The sequence below is a fragment of the Streptomyces diversicolor genome, assembly GCF_057537855.1.
Map to the genome: position 1 here is coordinate 44,683 of NZ_BAAJXA010000009.1, position 20,598 is coordinate 65,280.

Sequence of the window (20,598 nt, forward strand, 5' to 3'; positions counted from 1 at the left end):
CGGTCTCTCTCCTCACTTCTGGATACGTTCCGCCACCAGCACCGGACGCTCGGGCAGCGCCACCCGCACGGTGGTTCCCGCGCCGAGCCCGGCGGCCTCGTGGGCGGGCAGATCGGCCTTGGCCTCGGTGCCGTCGGCGAGCCTGACGGTGACCCGGACCACGGCGCCCAGGAAGGCGGTGGCGGCGATCCGGGCGGTGCCCGTCCCGTCGGCGCGGACCCGGACGGCCTCGGGCCGTACCAGGACGTCCACCTCGGTGGCGGCCGGGGCCGTCCCGTCGACGGGCAGCCGCTGACCGAGCACGTCCACCGTGTCTCCGGCGAGGGTTCCCGGGATCCGGCTCATCGTGCCGACGAACTCGGCGACGAATGCGGTGGCGGGCCGTCCGTACAACTCGGCGGGCGCCGCGCACTGTTCGAGCCGGCCGGCCCGCATCACGGCGACCCGGTCGGCGACGGACAGCGCCTCCTCCTGATCGTGCGTCACGAACAGCGTGGTGATGCCGAGTTCCCGCTGGAGCCGGCGGATCTCCTCGCGCAGCGTCAGCCGCACCTTGGCGTCGAGCGCCGACAGCGGCTCGTCGAGCAGCAGCACGCGCGGGCGCAGCGCGAGGGCCCGGGCCAGCGCGATGCGCTGCTGCTGGCCGCCGGAGAGCTGGTGCGGGAAGCTCCGTCCCTTGTCGGCGAGGCCCACCAGCTCCAGCAACTCGGCGGCACGGGCCCGCCGTTCGGCGGTGCGCACGCCCCGCATGCGCAGTCCGAAGGCGACGTTGTCGAGGGCGTTGAGGTGCGGGAAGAGGCTGTACGACTGGAACACCATCCCGGCGTCGCGGCGGTGGGCCGGCACCCGGGTGATGTCCTCGCCGTCCACCAGCACGGCGCCGGCGTCCGGCTGCTCGAACCCGGCGAGCATGCGCAGCGCGGTGGTCTTGCCGCACCCGGACGGGCCGAGCAGCGCCAGGAACTCCCCCTGCCCAACGGCCAGGTCGAGCCCGTCGAGGGCGACGGTGGTCCCGAACGCGCGGCGCAGTTCGCGGAATTCGACGGTGGCGGCCCGCTGAGCGACGGCCTTCTCCAGCGTGGTGGCGGTCATGGTGTCTGTCATCCCTGGGACGAAGCGGTTCGGGTACGCCCGCCGGCACCGGCGAGCGCGAGGAGCAGGGCCCAGGTGACGAGCAGGCTGAGCACGGACACGGCGACGGACAGCTGGGCCTGGGAGCCGCCGACGTTGTAGATCCATACCGCGAAGGGCTGGAAGCCCAGCAGCCGGGCGACGGTGAACTCGCCGAGCACCAGCGCCAGCGTGAGGAAGGCCGCGTTCAGCAGCGCCGGGCGCAGATTGGGCAGGACGGCCCGCAGCAGGGCCTGCGGCCAGGAGGCGCCGCAGCTGCGGGCGGCCTCGACCAGGGTGCGCACGTCGACGGCGCGCAGCCCGGCGTCCAGCGCCCGGTGCACGAACGGCAGCGCCATCACGACGTAGGCGAGGACGAGCACGATCGGGAAGCCGGGGTTCTGGACGGCCACGAACGTCTGGAACAGCGGCGTACGGGAGAGGTGTTCGGGTCCCCATCTGAGCACCGTGGCGATCCCGGCGACGAACGCGATGGGCGGCACGACCAGTGGCAGTGAGCACACCACCTCGACGACGGGCCGCAGCCGGGGCGCGCCGAGCCGCAGGGCGACCAGGGCGGGCACCATCAGCAGCAGGACGACGGCGATGGTGGCCGCGGCCAGCTCCAGCGAGAGCAGCAGGCCCGGGACGAAGCCGTCGGCGGACAGGAGCCGCGCATAGGCGTCGACGGTGAGGCCCTGCCCGGGCACGTCCACCGTGAAGACCACGGACGCGGCGAGGGGCACCAGGAAGTACAGCGCGGCGAGGCCGAGCACGGCCCACCGCCCGGGGTTCAGGCGTCGAGCCATCGGGTGCTCCGTCGTTGCAGGGGCAGGTACACGGCCATGACGAGGCCCGCGACCAGGACCATGTCGAGGCTGAGGGCGAGCGCCACGTTCTCCTGGCCGACCAGCACGTTGCCGGAGATGGCGTCGGCGATCTGCAGCGTCACCAGCGGGACCGTGCTGCCCACCATGGCGGCGGCGGTCGCGTACGCGGCGAACGCGCTGCCGAAGAGCAGCACGAGGGCACCGAGCAGCGACGGCGCGAGGACGGGCAGGGCCACGTGCCGCCAGTACTGCAAGGCGGTGGCGCCGTTGTTGCGGGCGGCCTCGCGCCACTGGGAGCGCAGTCCGTCCAGCGCCGGGGTGATGGTGAGGACCATCAGCGGGATCAGGAAGTACAGGTAGACGATCACCAGCCCCCAGAAGCTGTAGAGGTTCCAGCCAGCGTCCGCGAGGCCCAGGTGCCGGGTCAGCACGCCGGCGTTGCCGAGGGTGGCGACGAAGGCGAAGGCCAGCGGGACGCCGCCGAAGTTCGCGAGGACGCCGGAGCCGGTGAGCACCGCGTCGCGCAGCGCCGGGGAGCGGGAGGCCACGACCGCCTGCGCGAGCGGCAGTCCGAGCAGGACCCCGAGGACGGCGGTGACGGCGGACAGCTTCACGCTGCCGGCGAGGGCGGTGAGGTACGGCCCCTGGAGCGAGGTGGTCAGGTTCTCTACGGTGTACGACGTCGTGCCCGTGGCCCGGTCCTCGACGGTGAAGGCGCCGTGCAGCATGGCCAGCGCGGGCACACCGAACGCGACGGCGGTGAAGACCAGCAGCGGGGCCACGGCGAGCCAGCCGGGGGCGCGGCGCCGCCGCTTGGGGGAAGCGGTCGGCGCCACGTCCGCGCGCGGAAGGGCGGTGGTCATCCGGAGACGGCCTTCGACCAGCCCTGGGCGAGGACCGTCTTGGCCTTGCCCTGCTGCTCCTCGGTGGGGAAGGCGGGCGTGCCGGTGACGCTCGGGAGCTTGGCGGCGGCCTCCTTGTCGAGGGTGCCGGCCTTGTCCAGGGCGGCCATCAGGACCGGGCGTGCGTACCCCTTGAGCCACAGGTTCTGGCCCTCGGCGCTGTAGAGGTACTCCTGCCACAGCCGGGCGGCGGCCGGGTGCGGGGCGTCCTTGTTGACGGCCTGGGAGTAGTACTGGGCGAACTTTCCGTCGGTGGGCACCGCGACCTTCCAGTCGACGCCCTTGGTGCGGAACTCGTCGGCGTAGCCGGCGTTGAGGTAGTCCCAGTCGATGCTGATCGGTGTCTCGCCCTTCTCGACGGTGGCCGGCGTGGACTCGACGGGCGTGTAGTTGCCGTTCTTCTTCAGTTCGGCGAAGAAGTCGAGGCCGGGCTGGATGTCGTCGAAGGAGCCGCCGCCCGCCAGCGCCGCCGCGTACACGCCGCCGAAGGCCGAGCCGGACCGGGTGGGGTTGCCGTTGAGCGCGACCTGGCCCTTGTACTGCGGCTTCAGCAGATCCTTGAACGTGGTCGGGCACTGCTCGACCCGCTTGGCGTCGCAGCCGATGGAGATGTAGCCGCCGTAGTCGTTGTACCAGCGGGCCTGCGCGTCCTTCTGGCCCTCGGGGATGTCGGCGAACGAGGCCACCTTGTAGGGCGCGAGCAGCCCCTGCTCGGCGGCGCTGAGCGCGAAGGAGCTGCCGAGGTCCAGGACGTCGGGGGCGCGTTTTTGTCCCTTGCGGGAGGTGACGGCGTTGATCTCGTCCTGGCTTGAGCCGTCGGGGCTCTCCACCGCGATCTTGATGCCGTACTTCTTCTGGAAGCCGTCGATGAGGGCGCCGTAGTTGGCCCAGTCACGGGGCAGCGCGATGGCGTTCAGCGTGCCCTCCTTCTTGGCGGCCTCCACCAGCGCGTCCATGCCACCGAAGTCGGCCGCGGAGGCGGCGGTGGCGGCGCTCTTGCCGTCGGCGGTGGTGGAGGCGTCGTCGGGGGCGGCGCCGCAGGCGCTCAGGGCGAGCGCGGCTACGACGGCGAGGGAGCCGCTGAGGTGGGCGGTTCTCGGCAGGGACACGGTCACGGTCTCTCCAGGAGTACGCACGAGGGTGAGGTGACACAGAAAACTTGTCTGAACAAGTCGGCACTCAGTACGCCCGCCGACGATGTCCTGACCGTGAACATCGCCCAAACCCCGACCAGAGATTCCCTGCACAATCCCGGCCGGCACACAGCACGGCAAAGCGTCGATTAGGCTGCTCACGCTGTGCACAGCGACCTACGCAGAGGGGATACATGGCCGCGCGACACGAGGAGATCGCCGACGAACTGCGACGGGCGATCGACCGCGAGGAGTACACAGTCGGCAGCCGGCTGCCCGCGGAGACCGAACTCATGGCGCGCTACGGCGTCTCGCGCGGCACAGTGCGCCAGGCCGTCGCGGCCCTCACCGCCGAGGGGCTGATCGGCTCCCGCCAGGGCGCCCGGCGGGTGGTCCTGGCCAGCCGCCGCAGCCAGAGCTTCGCGGAGCTGCGCAGCTTCGCCCAATGGGCGCGGGCGATGGGCCGCGAGGCGCGGGGGCAGGTGGTGGCGCAGGAGCGCCGCGCGGCCACCGAGGAGGACGCCGTGCGCCTCCAGCTGCGGGCCGGGACACCGGTGTTGCATGTGCTGCGGGTGCGCGGTCTGGACGGCGAACCGGTCCTGCTGGAACGGACCGTGTACGCGGACTGGATCGCGCCGGCGGTCGAGGCGATCGAGCCGGACTGCCCGTCCGTCACCCAGCGGCTGTTCGAGGACACGGGTCTGGTCTTCGCCTACGGCGAGCATGTCATCGACGCGGTCGCGGCGGGCGCCCAGGACGCGGAACTGCTCGGCGTGCGCCGGACGAGCCCGCTGCTGCGGGTCCGCCGGGTGACCACGACCCGCGAGGGCCGTCCGGTGGAGTGGTCGGACGACCGCTACCGCTCGGACGCCGTCAGCTTCAGCGTGCGCAATTCGATCGGGAACAACGCCCTGGCCCGCAAGACCGCCGACCGACCCGACTGAAGCGGACCCCACGGCCCCGCACCGCCGCACACCACCAAGCCCACGCCGACCGCGACGACGGACCACGACACCGCCCGACGCGGACTCGGCACTCCCCCCGAGGGGCCTTTCCCCCACTACGGCACGGACTCGGCACTCCCCCGGAGGGGCCCTTCACCCGCCACGGCGCGGGCCCGTCACGCCCGCCCGGTGGGCCGCGTCGACCGCACCGCGTCCGGGCCGCGACCGCTCGCCGAGAACTCGATGTCCGGGTTCCGGGTCGCCGCCGTCCCGTGACGGGAGCCGGTGGTCTGCGGACACCGTCGCCGCTCCCCTGCGCGCCGGCCCTCCGCGAAGCCGGCCGGCGCTCCGTGCGGCGGCGGATCAGGCCGGTGTGCCCGAGGTGAAGCGGCGGAGCAGGGGGGACAGGACCAGCACGGACTTGGTCCGCTCCACGAACGGCTCGCCCGCGATGCGCTCCAGCACCCGCTCGAAGTGGCGCATGTCGGCGGCGAAGACCTGCACGACGGCGTCCGCGTCCCCGGTGACGGTGGACGCGGCCACCACCTCCTGGTAGCGCTCCAGGCCCCGCTGGATGGTCTCAGGTGAGGTGTTGCGCCGGCAGTACAGCTCGACGAACCCCTCGGTCTGCCAGCCGAGCGCCGCCGGGTCCACCCGCACCGTGAATCCGGTGATGGCCCCGGTGGCGCGCAGCCGGTCCACGCGCCGTTTCACGGCCGGCGCGGACAGGCCGACCAGCTGCCCGATGTCCGCGTAGGAGCGGCGGGCGTCCTCGGCGAGGGCGTGCACGATGCGTTCGTCGAGTTCGTTCAGCACTGCGCGTGGTTCACTTCTTCGTTCGGGTCCTCCTCCGCCGCCGCGGTGGCCTGCGCCGGCGCGGGACGGGAACGGCGATGGCCGTACCGGAAGTAGAACACGAGCCCGGCCGCCGTCCGCACGCCCAGGCCGGAGCCCGGCGCGGACGGCACCGGTGACGGCGGTCAGTTCCAGCTGGCGTGCAGGGGCTTGCCCTCGGCGTAGCCGGCCGCGCTCTGGATGCCCACGACGGCCTTCTCGGCGAACTCCTCAAGGGAGCCCGCCCCGGCGTAGGTGCACGCCGAGCGGACGCCCGCGATGATCGAGTCGATCAGGTCCTCGACGCCCGGACGGACCGGGTCGAGGAACATCCGGGAGGTGGAGATGCCCTCCTGGAACAGCCCCTTGCGGGCCCGGTCGTAGGCCGACTCCTCCGAGGTGCGGTTGCGCACCGCGCGCGCGGACGCCATGCCGAAGGACTCCTTGTACAGGCGCCCCTCGGCGTCCTGCTGGAGGTCGCCCGGCGACTCGTACGTGCCCGCGAACCAGGAACCGATCATCACGTTGGAGGCGCCGGCGGCCAGCGCCATCGCCACGTCCCGCGGGTGGCGGACCCCGCCGTCGGCCCACACGTGCTTGCCGTACTTGCGCGCCTCGGCGGCACACTCAAGGACGGCCGAGAACTGCGGCCGGCCCACGCCGGTCATCATGCGGGTCGTGCACATGGCGCCCGGCCCGACGCCCACCTTGACGACGTCCGCGCCCGCCTCGATCAGATCCCGTACGCCCTCGGCGGAGACGACGTTGCCCGCCACGACCGGGACCCGCGGGCCGAGGTCGCGCACCAGCTTGAGCGCGCTGATCATCGACTCCTGGTGGCCGTGCGCGGTGTCGATGACGAGTGTGTCGACCCCGGCGTCCAGCAACTGCTGCGCCTTGCCCGCCACATCGCCGTTGATGCCGACCGCGGCGGCGACGCGCAGCCTGTCGTGCGCGTCGGTGGCCGGCGTGTACAGCGTGGCGCGCAGCGCGCCCTTGCGGGTGAGGATCCCGGCCAGCTTGCCGTCCCCGTCCACCGCCGGGGCGTAGCGGCGGTTGGCCGCGTCCAGCGTGTTGAATGCCTCGCGCGGGTCGATGTCCGCGTCGAGCAGCAGCAGGTCGCGGGACATGACCACGGTGAGCTGGGTGAAGCGGTCGACGCCGGACAGGTCCCGGTCGGTGACGACGCCGACCGGCCGCCCGGCCTCGTCGACGACGACACCGGCGTTGTGCGCACGCTTCGGCAGCAGGGCCAGCGCGTCGGCGACGGTCTGGTGCGGGGCGAGCACGATCGGTGTGTCGAGGACCAGGTGGCGGCTCTTCACCCAGGTGATGACGTCCGTGACGACGTCGATCGGTATGTCCTGAGGGATCACCACCAGGCCGCCGCGCCGGGCCACCGTCTCGGCCATGCGGCGGCCCGCGACGGCGGTCATGTTGGCGACGACCAGCGGAATCGTGGTGCCCGTGCCGTCCGGGGAGCTGAGGTCCACACCCTGACGCGAGCCGACCGCGGAACGGCTCGGCACCATGAACACGTCGTCGTACGTCAGGTCGTACGCGGGCTGGATGTCGTTGAGGAAACGCACGTGCTGCACATCCCAGTCGATCAGAGGTGGCCCCCGGACAGGTCTGCCCAGGGGAAGAGCACGTACTTCATTGTCCCATGGCGACCGGAATGCGCGGACCGGGCAGATCGTCCAGGCAGGTCAGGGGCGGATTCGGAGGATCCGACGACGACCGGCCGGGCGCCGCCGCGGCGACCGCGACGGGGCCGCCGTCAGCCGAGAGCGAGGGCGACGGTCAGCCGCGGTTCACGCCCGGACGCCTCGGTGAACACCTCCTGCGCGACGGACCACTCCTCGGGCCGCTCACGGGCATACTCCCGCCAGCCGGTGACGACGACGAGCAGCGCGCGGCCGGCCGTCGCCGTCGGCCACACGGACGGATCGGCGAGGCTGTCGGCGAGGGCGTCCCAGTTGCGGCCGAACCAGTCGGGCAGGCCCAGGGCGTGCGCCGACCGGTCCATCAGCCCGGCCTTGTCGGCGATGCCGCCGAGGTCGACCGTCACCACGTACGGGGTCGTCATCTCAGCACCGCCCGGAACGACTCGTAGTGGTCATCGGTGTAGTAGACCTCCTTGCCCTGCCCCGTGACAATGCGCCGGGCGCCGCGGTCCCGCGATCCCGGGGTCCGCACGGTGTATTCGTGGTAGTAGCCGCGCGGGTGCCGGGGCAGCCGTTGCTCGAAGTTGCCGAAGACGACGCCGTCCTTGGCGTAGGGGAAGGGGCCGCCCCGGTCGATGAGGGCCAGGGTCTGCCGGGCCTGCGCCGGCAGCCGGGACTCGGCGACGGTGGGCAGGCCGGCCGCCCAGGGCGGCGCGGAGGCGTCCGCGGCACCGGTCCGGGCCGACGAGCAGCCCGCGAGCAGGACGGTGAGACAGAGCAGGAGCGCCGAAAGCGCACGGGGGACGAACCGCGGCAGCATGGGTCGATGCTGTCACGGCCGTCCCCGCATCGCTCCGCCGCCGCGACCGGTCAGGGTCCGTCGGGGTCCGCCCGGTTCAGGGCGGGGCGCGGCGTGGGGCCCGCGGTCATCAGGTAGTCCGCGGCCGAAGTGTCCGTCACCAGGCTGGTGACGAGACCGGAGCGCAGCACCGCATCGATCGCCGCCGCCTTGCGCTGCCCGCCCGCGATCGCGACGACCTCGGGGACCCGGCGCAGCTGGTCGGCCTTGACGGTGATGCACCGCTCCCCCAGGTCACGGCCGACCCGGCGGCCCTCCGCGTCGAAGAGGTGCGCGGACATCTCGGCGGCGACCCCGAGCGAGTTGTAGTGGCCGCGCTCCTCGTCGCTGAGCATGTCGTGCACCGTCGAGATGCCCGGTTCCCAGGAGCCGATCGAGACACAGGCGACCGTGACCTTGTCGAAGTACTCGAAGGCCCGGGCGATCCCCGTCTGGTTGCGCAGCGCCGCCGCGGTGGCCGCGTCCGGCAGCAGCATCGGCGCGTAGATGGGGTGCGCGTCGCCGCCGGACACCTGGGCGGCGCGGCGGACGGCCTCGACCGAACCTCGCTCGGCGGTCCCGGCGTCGTACACACCGGTCAGCTGGACCACCGTGCACGGCGGCAGCCGGTCGAGGGCGGCGGCCATGTGGATGGTGGACCGGCCCCAGGCCAAGCCCAGCACGTCTCCCTCGTTGACCAGCTCGCCGAGCAGGTCGGCCGCGACCTCCCCGAGGTTCTCCGGGTCCGGGGTCTCCTCCGCCTCGGCCGGGGACTCGACCACGACGGCGTGTCTGAGGCCGTAGCGGGCGCGGAGCGCGTCGGAGCGATCGGCGTCCAGTTCGGCCGGCACACGGATCTCGATGCGCACGAGATCTCGTTCCAGGGCCGTCTCCAGGACCCGGGCCACCTTGAAGCGGCTGACGCCGAACTCCTCCGCGATCTGGATCTTGGATTTGCCCTCAAGGTAGAAGCGGCGGGCCATGGCCGCCGCCTGCACCAGCTCAGCGGGTCCCATCCGCATGCGGCCCGCCGACATACCCGACACGGCGCTCTCCTCACTGCTGTTCACACTCTGGATTCGCCGTTCATCCTTGCAGATCCGGCGCGGTTGATCGGCCCTGATGGCCGCCGTTCACGTACCTGTGGCTCAGTGGTCGCATGCCCAGGACGCCTTCGCGGTGGCCGTCTGCGCCTGTGCGCGCAGTGCACGGACCGCCGCCGCCGGGTCCTGCGCCCCGTAGACGGCCGAGCCGGCCACGAAGACGTCGGCTCCCGCGTCCGCGCACCGCTCGATCGTGGCCGCCGAGACGCCGCCGTCCACCTGGAGCCACAGTTCGAGGCCGTGTTTGTCGATCAGCTCACGGGTGCGGCGGATCTTCGGGAGCATGATGTCGAGGAACGCCTGGCCGCCGAAGCCGGGCTCGACCGTCATGATCAACAGCATGTCGAGTTCGGGGAGCAGGTCCTCGTACGGCTCGATGGGCGTCGCGGGCTTGAGCGCCATGGAGGCGCGGGCGCCCGTGGCCCGGATCTCGCGGGCGAGCCGCACGGGCGCGGCGGCCGCCTCGACATGGAAGGTGACCGAGGAGGCGCCCGCCTCGACGTACTGCGGGGCCCAGCGATCGGCGTCCTCGATCATCAGATGGCAATCGAGCGGCGTGTCCGTGGCCCGGGCCAGGGACTCCACGACCGGCACGCCGAGCGTCAGGTTCGGCACGAAGTGGTTGTCCATGACGTCGACGTGGAGCCAGTCGGCGCCCTCGACCGCCTTCGCCTCGTCCGCGAGACGGGCGAAGTCGGCGGACAGGATGCTGGGGTTGATCTGCACGGCCATGCCCCAAGCCTGCCACGCCGCTGCGCTGGGCTGTAACGGCGGTCCATTCGGTTGTGGTTTGTCTGCGGGTCGGTGGGGGCCGGTCGCGCAGTTCCCCGCGCCCCTTTCGGGGCACCTGCCGGTCCTCGTCTGCGGCGCCGTCGTGGTTGAGCGCGGCTCCCCTGCGGGGCAGCTGCCGATCCTCCTCTGCGGCGCCGTCGTGGTTGAGCGCGGCTCCCCTGCGGGGCAGCTGCCGATCCTCCTCTGCGGCGCCGTCGTGGTTGCGCGCGCAGTTCCCCGCGCCCCTTTCGGGGCACCTGCCAGTCCTCGTCCGCGGCGCCGTCGTGGTTGAGCGCGCAGTTCCCCGCGCCCCTTTCGGGGCACCCGGAGGCGGCCGGCCACCGGCCCCGATCACCCTGGCCGAACGAGGTGTTTCAGCCGGTTCTGCGGATCAGGGCCAGGTACATGGCGTCCGTGCCGTGCAGGTGCGGCCACAGCTGGATGTCGGGGCCCTCGCCGAGCGCGGGCATCCCCGGCAGCAGCGGCCGGGCGTCGATGAGTTCGGTGTGCGGGCGCTGCTTGAGCACGTCCGCGACGACCGCCCGGGTCTCGGCGAGATGCGGCGAGCAGGTGGCGTAGCCGACGACGCCGCCGACCCGCACCGAGTCCAGCGCGCTGCGCAGCAGGGCCCGCTGCAACGGCGCGAAGCCGTCCAGGTCCTCCGGGCGCCGCCGCCAGCGGGCCTCGGGCCGCCTGCGCAGGGCGCCCAGACCGGTGCACGGCACGTCCACCAGCACCCGGTCGAAGCTGCCCGCCCGCCACGGCGGCCGGGTCCCGTCGGCGACGACGACCTGGTAAGGACCCGGATTGCCGTGCAGTGCCCTGGCCACAAGACCGGCGCGGTGCGGCTGTCTCTCGGCGGCGACCAGGACGGCCCCGCGCTCGGCCGCCAGCGCCCCGAGCAGCGCGGCCTTGCCGCCGGGCCCCGCGCACCCGTCGAGCCATGTCTGGTCCGGCCCGTCCAGGGGCGCGCCGGCCAGTGCGAGCGCGACCAGCTGGCTGCCCTCGTCCTGCACACCGGCGCGGCCCTCGCGTACCGCGTCGACGGCGCCGGGCTCCCCGCCCTCGGTGAGCCGCACGGCGTACGGCGACCAGCGTCCCGGCACGGCGGCGTCCTCGCCGAGCAGTTCCCGCGGGTCGGCCCGGCCCGGCCGGGCGACGAGGGTCACCTCGGGGCGTTCGTTGTCGGCTTCCAGCAGCGCCTCGATCCCGGCCCGCCCGCCTCCGAGCGAGTCCCACAGCGCGGAGACGACCCAGCGCGGGTGCGAGTGCACGACCGCGAGATGGTCCTCGGGGTCCTCGTCGTAGGACGGCGCCACCTTGGCCAGCCAGCCGTCGAGGCCGTCCTGCGCGACCTTGCGCAGCACCGCGTTGACGAACTTGGCCCGTCCGTCGCCGAGGACGACCCGGGCCAGCTCTACGGAGGCGGACACGGCGGCGTGCGTCGGGATCCGGGTGCCGAGGAGCTGGTGCACGCCGAGGCTGAGCACGTCGAGGACCGGCGGGTCGACCTCGCGCAGCGGGCGGTCGACACAGGCCGCGATGATCGCGTCGTAAGTGCCCTGCCGGCGCAGCGTCCCGTACACCAGCTCGGTGGCGAGGGCGGCGTCCCGGACGTCGAAGTCGTCCTTCTCCCGTGCCTTGCGCAGCAGCGGCGGCAGGACGAGGTTGGCGTACGCGTCCCGCTCGTCCACGGCCCGCAGGGCGTCGAAGGCGAGGATGCGGACGGGGTCCTTGTGGGGACGGCGGTAGGGCTTGCCGGGCCGACGGGGCCGGCGGGACTGCTCGCTCACGAAAAAGGTGCTCCGGTGGTGGAATGGGGTGCGCCCGCCCAGCGTACGTCGCCCGGCGGGCGCCGGGGCCGGGCGGGGCGTCAGCCGTCCAGCGTCTCCCCGTCGGCGATCCGCACGCCGCGCGCCCAGTCCGCGGCCCGCATCGGCTTCTTGCCCTGGGCCTGCACCCACAGCAGCTCGACGGCGTACGAGCCGGTGCCCACGTGGACGCTGTTCTTGCCGACCGCCGCCTGCCCCGGCGCGAGGTCCGTGCGCTCCGGTACGGGGGTGACCTGGATGAGCTTGAGCCGCTCGCCGCGGAAGGTGGTCCAGGCGCCCGGCGCCGGGGTGCAGCCGCGTACCACCCGGTCTACGCGCAGCGCGGGGGCGCGCCAGTCGACCCGGGCGTCCTCGACGGTGATCTTCGGCGCGACGGTGACGCCGTCCGTCGGCTGCGGTACGGCCTTCAGCGTGCCGTCCTCGATGCCGTCCATGGTCGCGGCGAGCAGCCCGGCACCGGCGAAGGCGAGCCGGGTGAGCAGGTCGCCGCTGGTGTCGGTGGGCCTGATCCGCTCCGTGACCGTCCCGTAGACGGGGCCCGAGTCGAGCCCTTCCTCGATCAGGAAGGTGGAGGCGCCGGTGATCTCGTCGCCCGCCATGAGGGCGTGCTGCACGGGCGCGGCGCCGCGCCAGGCGGGCAGCAGCGAGAAGTGCAGGTTGACCCAGCCGTGGGCGGGGATGTCCAGGGCCACGCGCGGCAGCAGCGCCCCGTAGGCGACGACGGGACAGCAGTCGGGGGCGATCTCCCGGAGCCGTTCCAGGAATTCCGGGTCGCGTGGCTTCGCCGGCTTCAGCACCTCGATGCCGGCCTCCTCCGCCCGCTCGGCCACGGGGGACGCGACCAGCCGGCGCCCGCGCCCGGCCGGCGCGTCGGGCCGCGTGACGACGGCGGCCACCTCGTGCCGCCCGGCGGCGATGAGTGCGTCCAGGGCGGGAACGGCGACCTCGGGGGTACCGGCGAAGACGAGCTTCATGGGCGGGTGGGGGCCTCTCGGGCGGGGGCGGACGGGCAGCGCACCAGTCTATGCCGACGGGGCGGCCCGGGGCCGGGCGGCCGCGTGCGGGGCCCGGCTTCCGCTCGACTTCCACGTCCGGGTGGTGTGTGGGTGGGCCGACGGCGTACGCATAAGCCCACGCGCCCCCACACCGTGACCAGCCGCGGGCAGACGCGTTGGTCAAGAAAGAGTTGACCACAACGGGCCGCCAGCGCGGCCCGATTCCTTTCAACGCCGGTTCGAGAGGCTTGTTCATGGCCGACCACGCAACCCACGACGCCCAGGCCCGGGCCAGCCTGCACTTGTTGGTGCGGGACATCGAGCGGGTCCGCCGGCAGGTGGACGCACTGCGTACGCTCACCGCCCAGTTGGGCAATGTCTACCGCCCGCGCCGCTCCGGCCCCTCCACGGGCTTCGTCGTCTACGGACGTGCCCCCGCCCCGACCGTCCGTCTCGCCCAGGAACTCCGGGACAGTGTGGAAACCCTGGTCACGGCCGCCGTGGACTTCGACCGCTCGCTGGGCTTCTCGTGGGACGCGGTGGGCTCGGCCCTCGGCGTCACCAAGCAGGCGGTGCACCGCCGTTACGGCGCCCGTCGGGCCGCGGCCCGGGCAGCGGCGGAGGCCGAGCACGCGCCGGAGCCGACGGGCACCCGCACGGTGAACGTGAACACCGGCCTGCCCGCGGTGCCGACGGTCCCCGCGGCCCGCTCGATGCCGACCCAGCCGACCGCGGGCAGCCCCACGCTCCGCGAAGAGGTCCGCCCCACGGCCTTCCCCGCCCCCCGCAACGGCTGACCCCAGCCCCCCGCCCTCCCGCCCAATCCCCCGGGAGGGCACCTGAGGGACCAGCCAAAAGGCGCCCCCGAAGGGGCGCGGGGCTGTATCGATATGCGGCTCCGCCGCGCGGGCGCGACAAGCCACGACGATCTCGCAGACAACCGACGGCCCGACACCGCCCCGATGGGACGCGGGCCTGTATCGATATGCGGCTCCGCCGCGCGGGCGCGCCCAGCCACGACGACGCCGCAGACGACTGACGGCCCAACACGGCCCACCCAGCGGAGCGCTTAGCCGATGTCCGGGGGGTCGATCCGGATCCGTACCGGCTCGCCCCCACCCCGTACCATCCGTGCCGCCTGGGCCGTCTTCAGGGCCGCCGCCAGTGCGGACCCGCTGCCGGGCGGTACCCGCACCAGCGCCCGTTCCCACCGCTCCCCTGGCGGCGGCCCCCCGGTACGCCGGGGCCGTCCGGCCGCCACGACCGGCAGCGGCACCGGCCCCAACACCTGGGCGTCCGGTGGGAGTTCGACCGTCGCCAGGAATCCGGCCACGGTCTCGACCGGGCCCGACACGGCCGCCATCCGGGAGACCGGCGGGAACCCCAGCTCGGCCCGCTCCGCCAGCTCCCGCACCGCGTGCCCGACCGGGTCCCACCGCACCAGGGCCTGCACCGGCCGCAGGGTCGGCTCGGCGACGACCACCACCGTGCCCCCTTCCCCCTGCGGCCGCACCAGCGCCGCGGCCCCGAGCCAGCGCCGCAGCGCGTCCTCCCCGGCGCGCAGGTCCGGCCGGCCGAGCATGGCCCAGCCGTCGAGCAGCAGCGCCGCCGCATAGCCGCCCTCGGCGACCGGCTCCGCCCCCGGTGTGCTGACGACCAGCGCGGGCGTCCCCGGCACCGTGTCCAGCACCTGCTCGCGCCCCGAGGTGCGCACCGGCACCGCAGGGAAGGCCCGCCCCAGTTCCTCGGCGGTCCTGCGCGCCCCCACGACCTGCGCGCGCAGCCGGAACGAGCCGCACTCCGGGCAGTGCCAGGCGGCCTCCTCACGACCGCACCAGCCGCACCGGAGCGCCCCCGCGTCCCGCGCCTCCAGCGGCCCGGAGCAGTGCCGGCACCGGGCGGGCGCCCGGCATGTCGCGCAGGCCAGGCGCGGCACGTATCCGCGCCGTGGCACCTGCACCAGTACCGGGCCGTGCCGCAGTCCGTCCCGGACCGCCTGCCAGGCGAGCGTCGGCAGCCGGGCGGCACGTGCGGCCTCGTCCCGCGCCAGGTCGCCGTCGCCCACGGTCCGCACCAGCGCGGCGGCCCGCCGCACCTGTTCCCGGCCGGCGAGAAGGGGCCGCGCCCAGCCGCTCTCGACGAGCTGCGCCGCCTCCACGGTGCAGCTCCAACTACCCAGCAGGAAAGCGCACTTGTCCAGGGCGGCGCGCAGCAGGAGTACATCCCGGGCATGCGGCTGGGGGGCGTGCGGCTCGCTGTGGCTGTCGTCCCCGTCGTCCCAGATGGCGAGCAGCCCGAGGTTGCGCACGGGCGCGAACATGGCGGCCCGCGTCCCGACGACGGCCCGTACCGCCCCCCGGCGCACGGCGAGCCACTGCCCGTACCGCTTCTCGGGCCCGGCGTCCGCGGTGAGCAGTGCGTGCCGTCCCTGGCCGAGCTGCGCGGTGAGCGCGGCGTCCACCCGGGCCGCGGCACGCCCGTCCGGTACGACGACGAGCGCGCCGCGCCCCGAGGCGAGCGTGGCGGCGACGGCGAGGGCCAGTTCCTCGCTCCACCGCGGGCCCGGCAGCGCGTTCCACACGGCGCGCGGCGTGCCCCCCGCGGCCAGCGAAGCGATGAACGCCGCCCCCCGCTCGTACCGGGTCCATGGCCCGGCCTCGGGCGGCGCAGGCGGTGGCGGCGGCTCGGGCGACGGCCGTCGCTCGGCCCGCGCGCTGCGCGGTGGCACGGCCAGCTGGAGCACATCGGCGAGGCTGCCCGCGTACCGGTCGGCGACGGCGCGCGCGAGCCCCAGCGACTCCTCGCTCAGCACCGGCTCGGGGGACACCACCTGGGCCAGCGCGGCCAGCGGCCCGGAGTAGTCGGACGCGGCCCGTCGCTCGATGAGGAACCCGTCGATGAGCCCGCCGCCCTCGCGGCGGCCCTCCCGCACCCGGTGCCGGCCGGCCCCGAACCGCACCCGTACCCGCACCCCGGGCTGTGCCTGCTCGTCCAGTTCCTCGGGCACGGCGTAGTCGAAGTACCGGTCCAGGTGGAGCACGCCCTTGTCGACCAGTACCCGCGCGACGGGCAGCTCCTTGGCCAGTGCGGCCCCGCGCCAGGTCCGCGGCTTGGCCCGCGGCACCTTGGCGCCGCGCACGCTCTCCCGGATGAGCGCGAGCTGCTCCGGCGGCGCCCCGTCGGCCCCGCCGTGCCGCTGCCCGTTCTCGCTGCTCACGCTTGCATTCTTACCAAATCCCACCGACAACCGACGGCTGACCGCCGCACCGGCGGCCGCCGCGGGCCCCGGCCTTCCGCGCGCGGCCCGTGCCATGGCACGGCGAGGCCCGGCTTCCCGCGGGAAGCCGGGCCTCGCTGTCGTGCGTCGTCGGGGCTACAGGCCCACGGCCTGGCGCAGGGCGTCCACGCGGTCCGTGCGCTCCCAGGTGAAGTCCGGCAGCTCACGGCCGAAGTGGCCGTAGGCGGCGGTCTGGGCGTAGATCGGGCGGAGCAGGTCGAGGTCGCGAATGATGGCGGCCGGGCGCAGGTCGAAGACCTCGTCGATGGCCTTCTCGATCCGCTCGGGCTCGACCTTGTGCGTGCCGAAGGTCTCCACGAAAAGACCGACCGGCTCGGCCTTGCCGATCGCGTACGCCACCTGGACCTCGCAGCGGGCGGCGAGGCCCGCGGCCACCACGTTCTTCGCCACCCAGCGCATCGCGTACGCCGCCGAGCGGTCCACCTTGGACGGGTCCTTGCCGGAGAACGCGCCGCCGCCGTGCCGCGCCATGCCCCCGTAGGTGTCGATGATGATCTTCCGGCCGGTCAGGCCGGCGTCGCCCATCGGACCGCCGATCTCGAACCGGCCCGTCGGGTTCACCAGCAGCCGGTAGCCCTCCGTGTCCAGCTTGATGCCCTCGTCGAGGAGCGTCTTCAGCTCCGGCTCGACGACGAACTCACGGATGTCGGGGGCGAGCAGCGACTCCAGGTCGATGTCCGAGGCGTGCTGGCTGGAGACGACCACCGTGTCCAGGCGCACCGCCTTGTCGCCGTCGTACTCGATGGTGACCTGCGTCTTGCCGTCCGGCCGCAGATAGGGGATCGTGCCGTTCTTGCGCACGTCGGACAGCCGCTTGGACAGCCGGTGCGCCAGGAAGATCGGCAGCGGCATCAGCGTGGGCGTCTCGTCGGTGGCGTAGCCGAACATCAGGCCCTGGTCGCCCGCGCCCTGCCTGTCCAGCTCGTCTCCCTGCTCCCCGCGCAGGGCGCCCTCGACCCGGGACTCGTACGCCGTGTCCACGCCCTGGGCGATGTCCGGGGACTGTGCGCCGATCGACACCGAGACACCACAGGAGGCGCCGTCGAAGCCCTTCTTCGAGGAGTCGTAGCCGATCCCCAGGATCGTGCCCCTGACCAGGGTCGCGATGTCCGCGTACGCCTTGGTCGTGACCTCGCCGGCCACATGCACAAGGCCGGTCGTGATCAGCGTCTCCACGGCGACCCGGGACGTCGGGTCCTCGCGCAGGAGCGCGTCGAGAATGGTGTCGCTGATCTGGTCAGCGATCTTGTCGGGGTGGCCCTCGGTCACGGACTCCGAGGTGAACAGGCGACGGGACACAACGCTCCCTGGGGTTGCAGCGGCTGCTGTCTGATCATTGACGGACGACGCGGGGGCTGCGCCCAGCGCCGTCCGACAACAGTTTATCGGTCGCACTCCGTCGCAGGGGCACCCTCCCCCGCTCTCGCCTTCGCTCGACGGGGGCGCGCCCACCGGCTGTCGGGGGCGCCATGACCTGCGGCACGGGCATTCTGCCCAATGCCCGGCCCCATTGGCCAGAGGCTCCCCGGGACAATGTCTGGTTCGCGGAAACCGTCGAACGGCTGAAACACCTCAGGCCAAACGGGCGCGCACCAGGTCCCAGACGGCCTCGGCAAGGGCCTCCTTGGGGCCGCGCGGCACGGGCGTCTCGCTGCCGTCGGCGCCCAGTACCAGGGCCTCGTTCTCCTCGGAACCGAACGTCTTCCCCTCTCCCACCTCGTTGACCACGAGGAGGTCGCACCCCTTGCGCGCCAGCTTCGCCCGGCCGTTGGCGAGGACGTCGTCGGTCTCGGCGGCGAAGCCGACGATCACCTGTCCGGGCCGCGCACGCTCGGCCGAGATCTCCGCGAGGACGTCCGGATTGCGCACCAGGACGACGGGCTCCGGTTCCTGGCCGTCCTTCTTCTTGATCTTCCCGGTGGCGTAGTGGGCCGGACGGAAGTCGGCCACGGCCGCGGCCATCACCACCGCGTCGGCGTCCGCGGCGGCCTTGAGGACCGCCTCGCGCAGCTGGACGGCCGTGCCGACCCGGACGACGTCCACCCCGGCCGGGTCGGGCAGGCCGGTGTTCGCCGCGACCAGGGTCACTCGGGCGCCCCGCGCGGCTGCGGTGCGGGCGAGGGCGTAGCCCTGCTTGCCGGAGGAGCGGTTGCCGAGGAAGCGGACCGGGTCGAGGGGTTCGCGGGTGCCGCCGGCGGAGACCACGACATGCCGGCCGGCCAGGTCGGGCTCGGTGACCCCGCGGGCCAGCACCCGCCGGCAGACCTCGAAGATCTCCACGGGATCGGGCAGCCGCCCCTTGCCGGTGTCGACGCCGGTGAGCCGCCCGACCGCGGGCTCGATGACGACGGCACCCCGGCGGCGCAGCGTCGCCACGTTCTCCTGGGTGGCCGGGTGCTCCCACATCTCCGTGTGCATGGCCGGGGCGAAGACGACCGGGCAGCGGGCCGTCAGGAGCGTGTTGGTCAACAGGTCGTCGGCGAGGCCGTGGGCGGCCTTGGCGAGCGTGTCGGCGGTCGCGGGGGCCACCACCACCAGGTCGGCGTGCTGGCCGATGCGGACGTGCGGGACCTCGTGGACGTCGTCCCAGACCTCGGTGGCGACGGGGTTGCCGGACAGCGCGGACCAGGTGGCGGCGCCGACGAAGCGCAGCGCGGCGGCGGTGGGGACGACACGCACGTCATGGCCCGACTCGGTGAATCTGCGCAGCAGCTCACATGCCTTGTAGGCGGCGATGCCACCGCTGACCCCCAGAACGACCTTCGGCTTGTCCACCGTCTCTCCCCGGACTCGGAACGTATATCCCCATGCTGCACAACGGCGGGGACGCGTTTGCCCGCACCCCCGAGCAGACCACAGGCCCGGCAGTCGTGCTGCCGGGCCTGTGGAAAAGCAGACCGCAGTCTGAACGTACGAACGTACGACTGCGCGTGCTCCCGCTGACCGCGCGGGTTACTGCGCCGGGCCCTCGATGGCCTCGGAGGTCAGCAGACCCGCGTTGATCTCGCGCAGGGCGATCGAGAGCGGCTTCTCGTGGACATGGGTGTCGACGAGCGGACCGACGTACTCAAGCAGGCCCTCGCCGAGCTGCGAGTAGTACGCGTTGATCTGACGGGCACGCTTGGCCGCGTAGATCACGAGGCTGTACTTCGAGTCGGTGGCCTCAAGCAGCTCGTCGATCGGCGGGTTGATGATGCCCTCGGGCGCGGTGATGGAAGAGGACACGCTCTACCTTCCGAAAGATGGGAAAAGATCAGACACAATCACACAACGTCCATCAAGGCTAGCAGCTCGCGCGCCACGTCCTCGACGGAGGTGTTGACCAAGGTCTCGTCGAACTCCGGCTCGGCCGCCAGCTCGATCCTGGCCGCCTCAAGGCGGCGCTCGATCACCTCGGGCGGCTCGGTGCCGCGTCCGGTGAGCCTGCGCACCAGCTCCTCCCAGGAGGGCGGAGCCAGGAACACCAGCTGGGCCTCCGGCATGGACTCGCGGACCTGCCGGGCGCCCTGGAGGTCGATCTCCAGGAGGACGGGCTCGCCCGCCTCCAGGCGGTCCAGCACGGCGGCACGCGGCGTGCCGTAGCGGTTGCCGGCGAATTCGGCCCATTCCAGCAGCTCGCCGTTGGCGATCAGCTTGTCCATCTCCTCATCGGTGACGAAGAAGTAGTGGACGCCGTGCTGCTCGCCGGGGCGGGGCTCGCGGGTGGTCGCCGACACCGAGAGCCAGACCTCGGGGTGTTCCTTGCGCATATGGGCGACGACCGTGCTCTTGCCGACCCCGGAGGGGCCGGAGAGCACGGTCAGCCGCGGACGTTCACTCATGCAGCGATTATTCCAGCAATCCCGGGGTGCCCGGGACTCAGGAGCCGGTGCTGCCGAACTCGCGCTCCAGGGAGGCGATCTGGTTGGAACCGAGGCCACGCACGCGGCGGCTCTCGGAGATCCCGAGTCGCTCCATGATCTGCTTGGCGCGGACCTTGCCCACGCCCGGCAGGGACTCCAGCAGGGCGGAGACCTTCATCTTGCCGATGACCTCGTTCTCCTGACCCTGCTTGATGACCTCGTGGAGGGAGGCGCCGGAGTGCTTGAGTCGATTCTTGACCTCGGCCCGCTCCCGGCGAGCCGCGGCGGCCTTTTCGAGCGCGGCTGCGCGCTGTTCAGGGGTAAGGGGCGGAAGAGCCACGCCTACGTCACCTCGGATGTCGAACTGTCGGATACGGACCGGTGAGGAACCTAGTCGCCCCACACCTGGGGAGGCACGAGCAACACGCTGCCCGTTCTCCCCCACTGCCTTGAGCAGCGTGGGAGGTGTCCCCACTGCTCGGAGACTAGCGGGCAAGTC

General features: G+C 73.1%; 20 protein-coding genes. 2 read left to right on the forward strand and 18 right to left on the reverse strand.

Going from position 1 to position 20,598, the window contains the following annotated elements:
- Window positions 1-12 precede the first annotated feature (12 nt).
- From AC27LF_RS12630 to AC27LF_RS12645, 4 genes are read right to left on the reverse strand one after another with little or no spacing between them, the layout of a single operon-like run.
- Window positions 13-1,092 (reverse strand): ABC transporter ATP-binding protein, encoded by a 1,080-nt coding sequence (locus AC27LF_RS12630; protein ID WP_479656413.1) that lies wholly within the window; start codon window positions 1,090-1,092, stop codon window positions 13-15.
- 8 nt (window positions 1,093-1,100) lie between these two features.
- Window positions 1,101-1,919, reverse strand: a complete 819-nt coding sequence (locus AC27LF_RS12635; protein WP_479656414.1) for an ABC transporter permease — start codon at window positions 1,917-1,919, stop codon at window positions 1,101-1,103.
- On the reverse strand, window positions 1,904-2,803 hold the full coding sequence (locus tag AC27LF_RS12640; RefSeq protein ID WP_479656415.1) for an ABC transporter permease: 900 nt from the start codon (window positions 2,801-2,803) through the stop codon (window positions 1,904-1,906). The genes AC27LF_RS12635 and AC27LF_RS12640 overlap by 16 nt, the downstream gene beginning before the upstream one ends.
- Window positions 2,800-3,957, reverse strand: coding sequence for an ABC transporter substrate-binding protein (locus tag AC27LF_RS12645; RefSeq protein WP_479656416.1), 1,158 nt, complete (start codon window positions 3,955-3,957; stop codon window positions 2,800-2,802). Before AC27LF_RS12645 ends, AC27LF_RS12640 begins: the two co-directional genes overlap by 4 nt.
- Before the next feature lie 212 nt (window positions 3,958-4,169).
- Here AC27LF_RS12645 and AC27LF_RS12650 point away from each other — a divergent pair, with 212 nt between their 5' ends.
- Window positions 4,170-4,919 (forward strand): GntR family transcriptional regulator, encoded by a 750-nt coding sequence (locus AC27LF_RS12650; RefSeq protein ID WP_479656417.1) that lies wholly within the window; start codon window positions 4,170-4,172, stop codon window positions 4,917-4,919.
- Window positions 4,920-5,282: 363 nt separating this feature from the next.
- Here the strand turns inward: AC27LF_RS12650 and AC27LF_RS12655 are convergent, their stop codons facing one another.
- The 8 genes from AC27LF_RS12655 to fmt form a co-directional block, all read right to left on the reverse strand.
- A complete protein-coding gene (locus AC27LF_RS12655) occupies window positions 5,283-5,735 on the reverse strand; it encodes an Lrp/AsnC family transcriptional regulator (protein WP_479656418.1) in 453 nt (150 codons plus the stop codon).
- A 164-nt stretch (window positions 5,736-5,899) separates the two neighbouring features.
- Window positions 5,900-7,342 carry a GuaB1 family IMP dehydrogenase-related protein gene (locus AC27LF_RS12660; RefSeq protein WP_479656592.1) on the reverse strand — a complete coding sequence of 481 codons (1,443 nt, stop codon included), beginning with the start codon at window positions 7,340-7,342 and terminating at the stop codon, window positions 5,900-5,902.
- 191 nt (window positions 7,343-7,533) lie between these two features.
- Window positions 7,534-7,842 carry a barstar family protein gene (locus tag AC27LF_RS12665; protein ID WP_404025586.1) on the reverse strand — a complete coding sequence of 103 codons (309 nt, stop codon included), beginning with the start codon at window positions 7,840-7,842 and terminating at the stop codon, window positions 7,534-7,536.
- Window positions 7,839-8,240, reverse strand: a complete 402-nt coding sequence (locus tag AC27LF_RS12670; RefSeq protein WP_479656419.1) for a guanyl-specific ribonuclease — start codon at window positions 8,238-8,240, stop codon at window positions 7,839-7,841. The genes AC27LF_RS12665 and AC27LF_RS12670 overlap by 4 nt, the downstream gene beginning before the upstream one ends.
- Window positions 8,241-8,290: 50 nt before the next feature.
- Window positions 8,291-9,328: a sugar-binding transcriptional regulator gene (locus AC27LF_RS12675; RefSeq protein ID WP_479656420.1), complete on the reverse strand. Its 1,038-nt coding sequence runs from the start codon at window positions 9,326-9,328 to the stop codon at window positions 8,291-8,293.
- Between the two features lie 78 nt (window positions 9,329-9,406).
- Window positions 9,407-10,093 (reverse strand): ribulose-phosphate 3-epimerase, encoded by a 687-nt coding sequence (gene rpe / locus AC27LF_RS12680; protein WP_479656421.1) that lies wholly within the window; start codon window positions 10,091-10,093, stop codon window positions 9,407-9,409.
- Window positions 10,094-10,506: 413 nt separating this feature from the next.
- Window positions 10,507-11,925 carry an RsmB/NOP family class I SAM-dependent RNA methyltransferase gene (locus AC27LF_RS12685; protein WP_479656422.1) on the reverse strand — a complete coding sequence of 473 codons (1,419 nt, stop codon included), beginning with the start codon at window positions 11,923-11,925 and terminating at the stop codon, window positions 10,507-10,509.
- 80 nt (window positions 11,926-12,005) lie between these two features.
- Complete coding sequence (fmt, locus tag AC27LF_RS12690; protein WP_479656423.1) at window positions 12,006-12,938, reverse strand: methionyl-tRNA formyltransferase; 933 nt, start codon at window positions 12,936-12,938, stop codon at window positions 12,006-12,008.
- A 275-nt stretch (window positions 12,939-13,213) separates the two neighbouring features.
- Here fmt and AC27LF_RS12695 point away from each other — a divergent pair, with 275 nt between their 5' ends.
- A complete protein-coding gene (locus AC27LF_RS12695; RefSeq protein WP_479656424.1) occupies window positions 13,214-13,756 on the forward strand; it encodes a hypothetical protein in 543 nt (180 codons plus the stop codon).
- Window positions 13,757-14,028: 272 nt separating this feature from the next.
- Here AC27LF_RS12695 and AC27LF_RS12700 read toward each other — a convergent pair whose 3' ends face one another.
- From AC27LF_RS12700 to AC27LF_RS12725, 6 genes are all read right to left on the reverse strand, one after another.
- A complete protein-coding gene (locus tag AC27LF_RS12700) occupies window positions 14,029-16,176 on the reverse strand; it encodes a primosomal protein N' (RefSeq protein WP_479656425.1) in 2,148 nt (715 codons plus the stop codon).
- Window positions 16,177-16,332: 156 nt separating this feature from the next.
- Entirely contained in the window at window positions 16,333-17,556 is a 1,224-nt protein-coding gene (gene metK / locus AC27LF_RS12705) for a methionine adenosyltransferase (protein ID WP_479656426.1), read from the reverse strand.
- A gap of 273 nt (window positions 17,557-17,829) precedes the next feature.
- Window positions 17,830-19,032 (reverse strand): bifunctional phosphopantothenoylcysteine decarboxylase/phosphopantothenate--cysteine ligase CoaBC, encoded by a 1,203-nt coding sequence (gene coaBC / locus AC27LF_RS12710; RefSeq protein ID WP_479656427.1) that lies wholly within the window; start codon window positions 19,030-19,032, stop codon window positions 17,830-17,832.
- Window positions 19,033-19,209: 177 nt separating this feature from the next.
- On the reverse strand, window positions 19,210-19,482 hold the full coding sequence (rpoZ, locus tag AC27LF_RS12715) for a DNA-directed RNA polymerase subunit omega (RefSeq protein WP_005319902.1): 273 nt from the start codon (window positions 19,480-19,482) through the stop codon (window positions 19,210-19,212).
- A gap of 38 nt (window positions 19,483-19,520) precedes the next feature.
- The gene (gene gmk / locus AC27LF_RS12720; RefSeq protein WP_479656428.1) at window positions 19,521-20,078 is read right to left on the reverse strand and encodes a guanylate kinase; all 558 of its coding nucleotides are present in this window, start codon (window positions 20,076-20,078) and stop codon (window positions 19,521-19,523) included.
- Between the two features lie 37 nt (window positions 20,079-20,115).
- Window positions 20,116-20,439 (reverse strand): integration host factor, encoded by a 324-nt coding sequence (locus tag AC27LF_RS12725; protein ID WP_030810589.1) that lies wholly within the window; start codon window positions 20,437-20,439, stop codon window positions 20,116-20,118.
- Window positions 20,440-20,598: the final 159 nt, after the last annotated feature.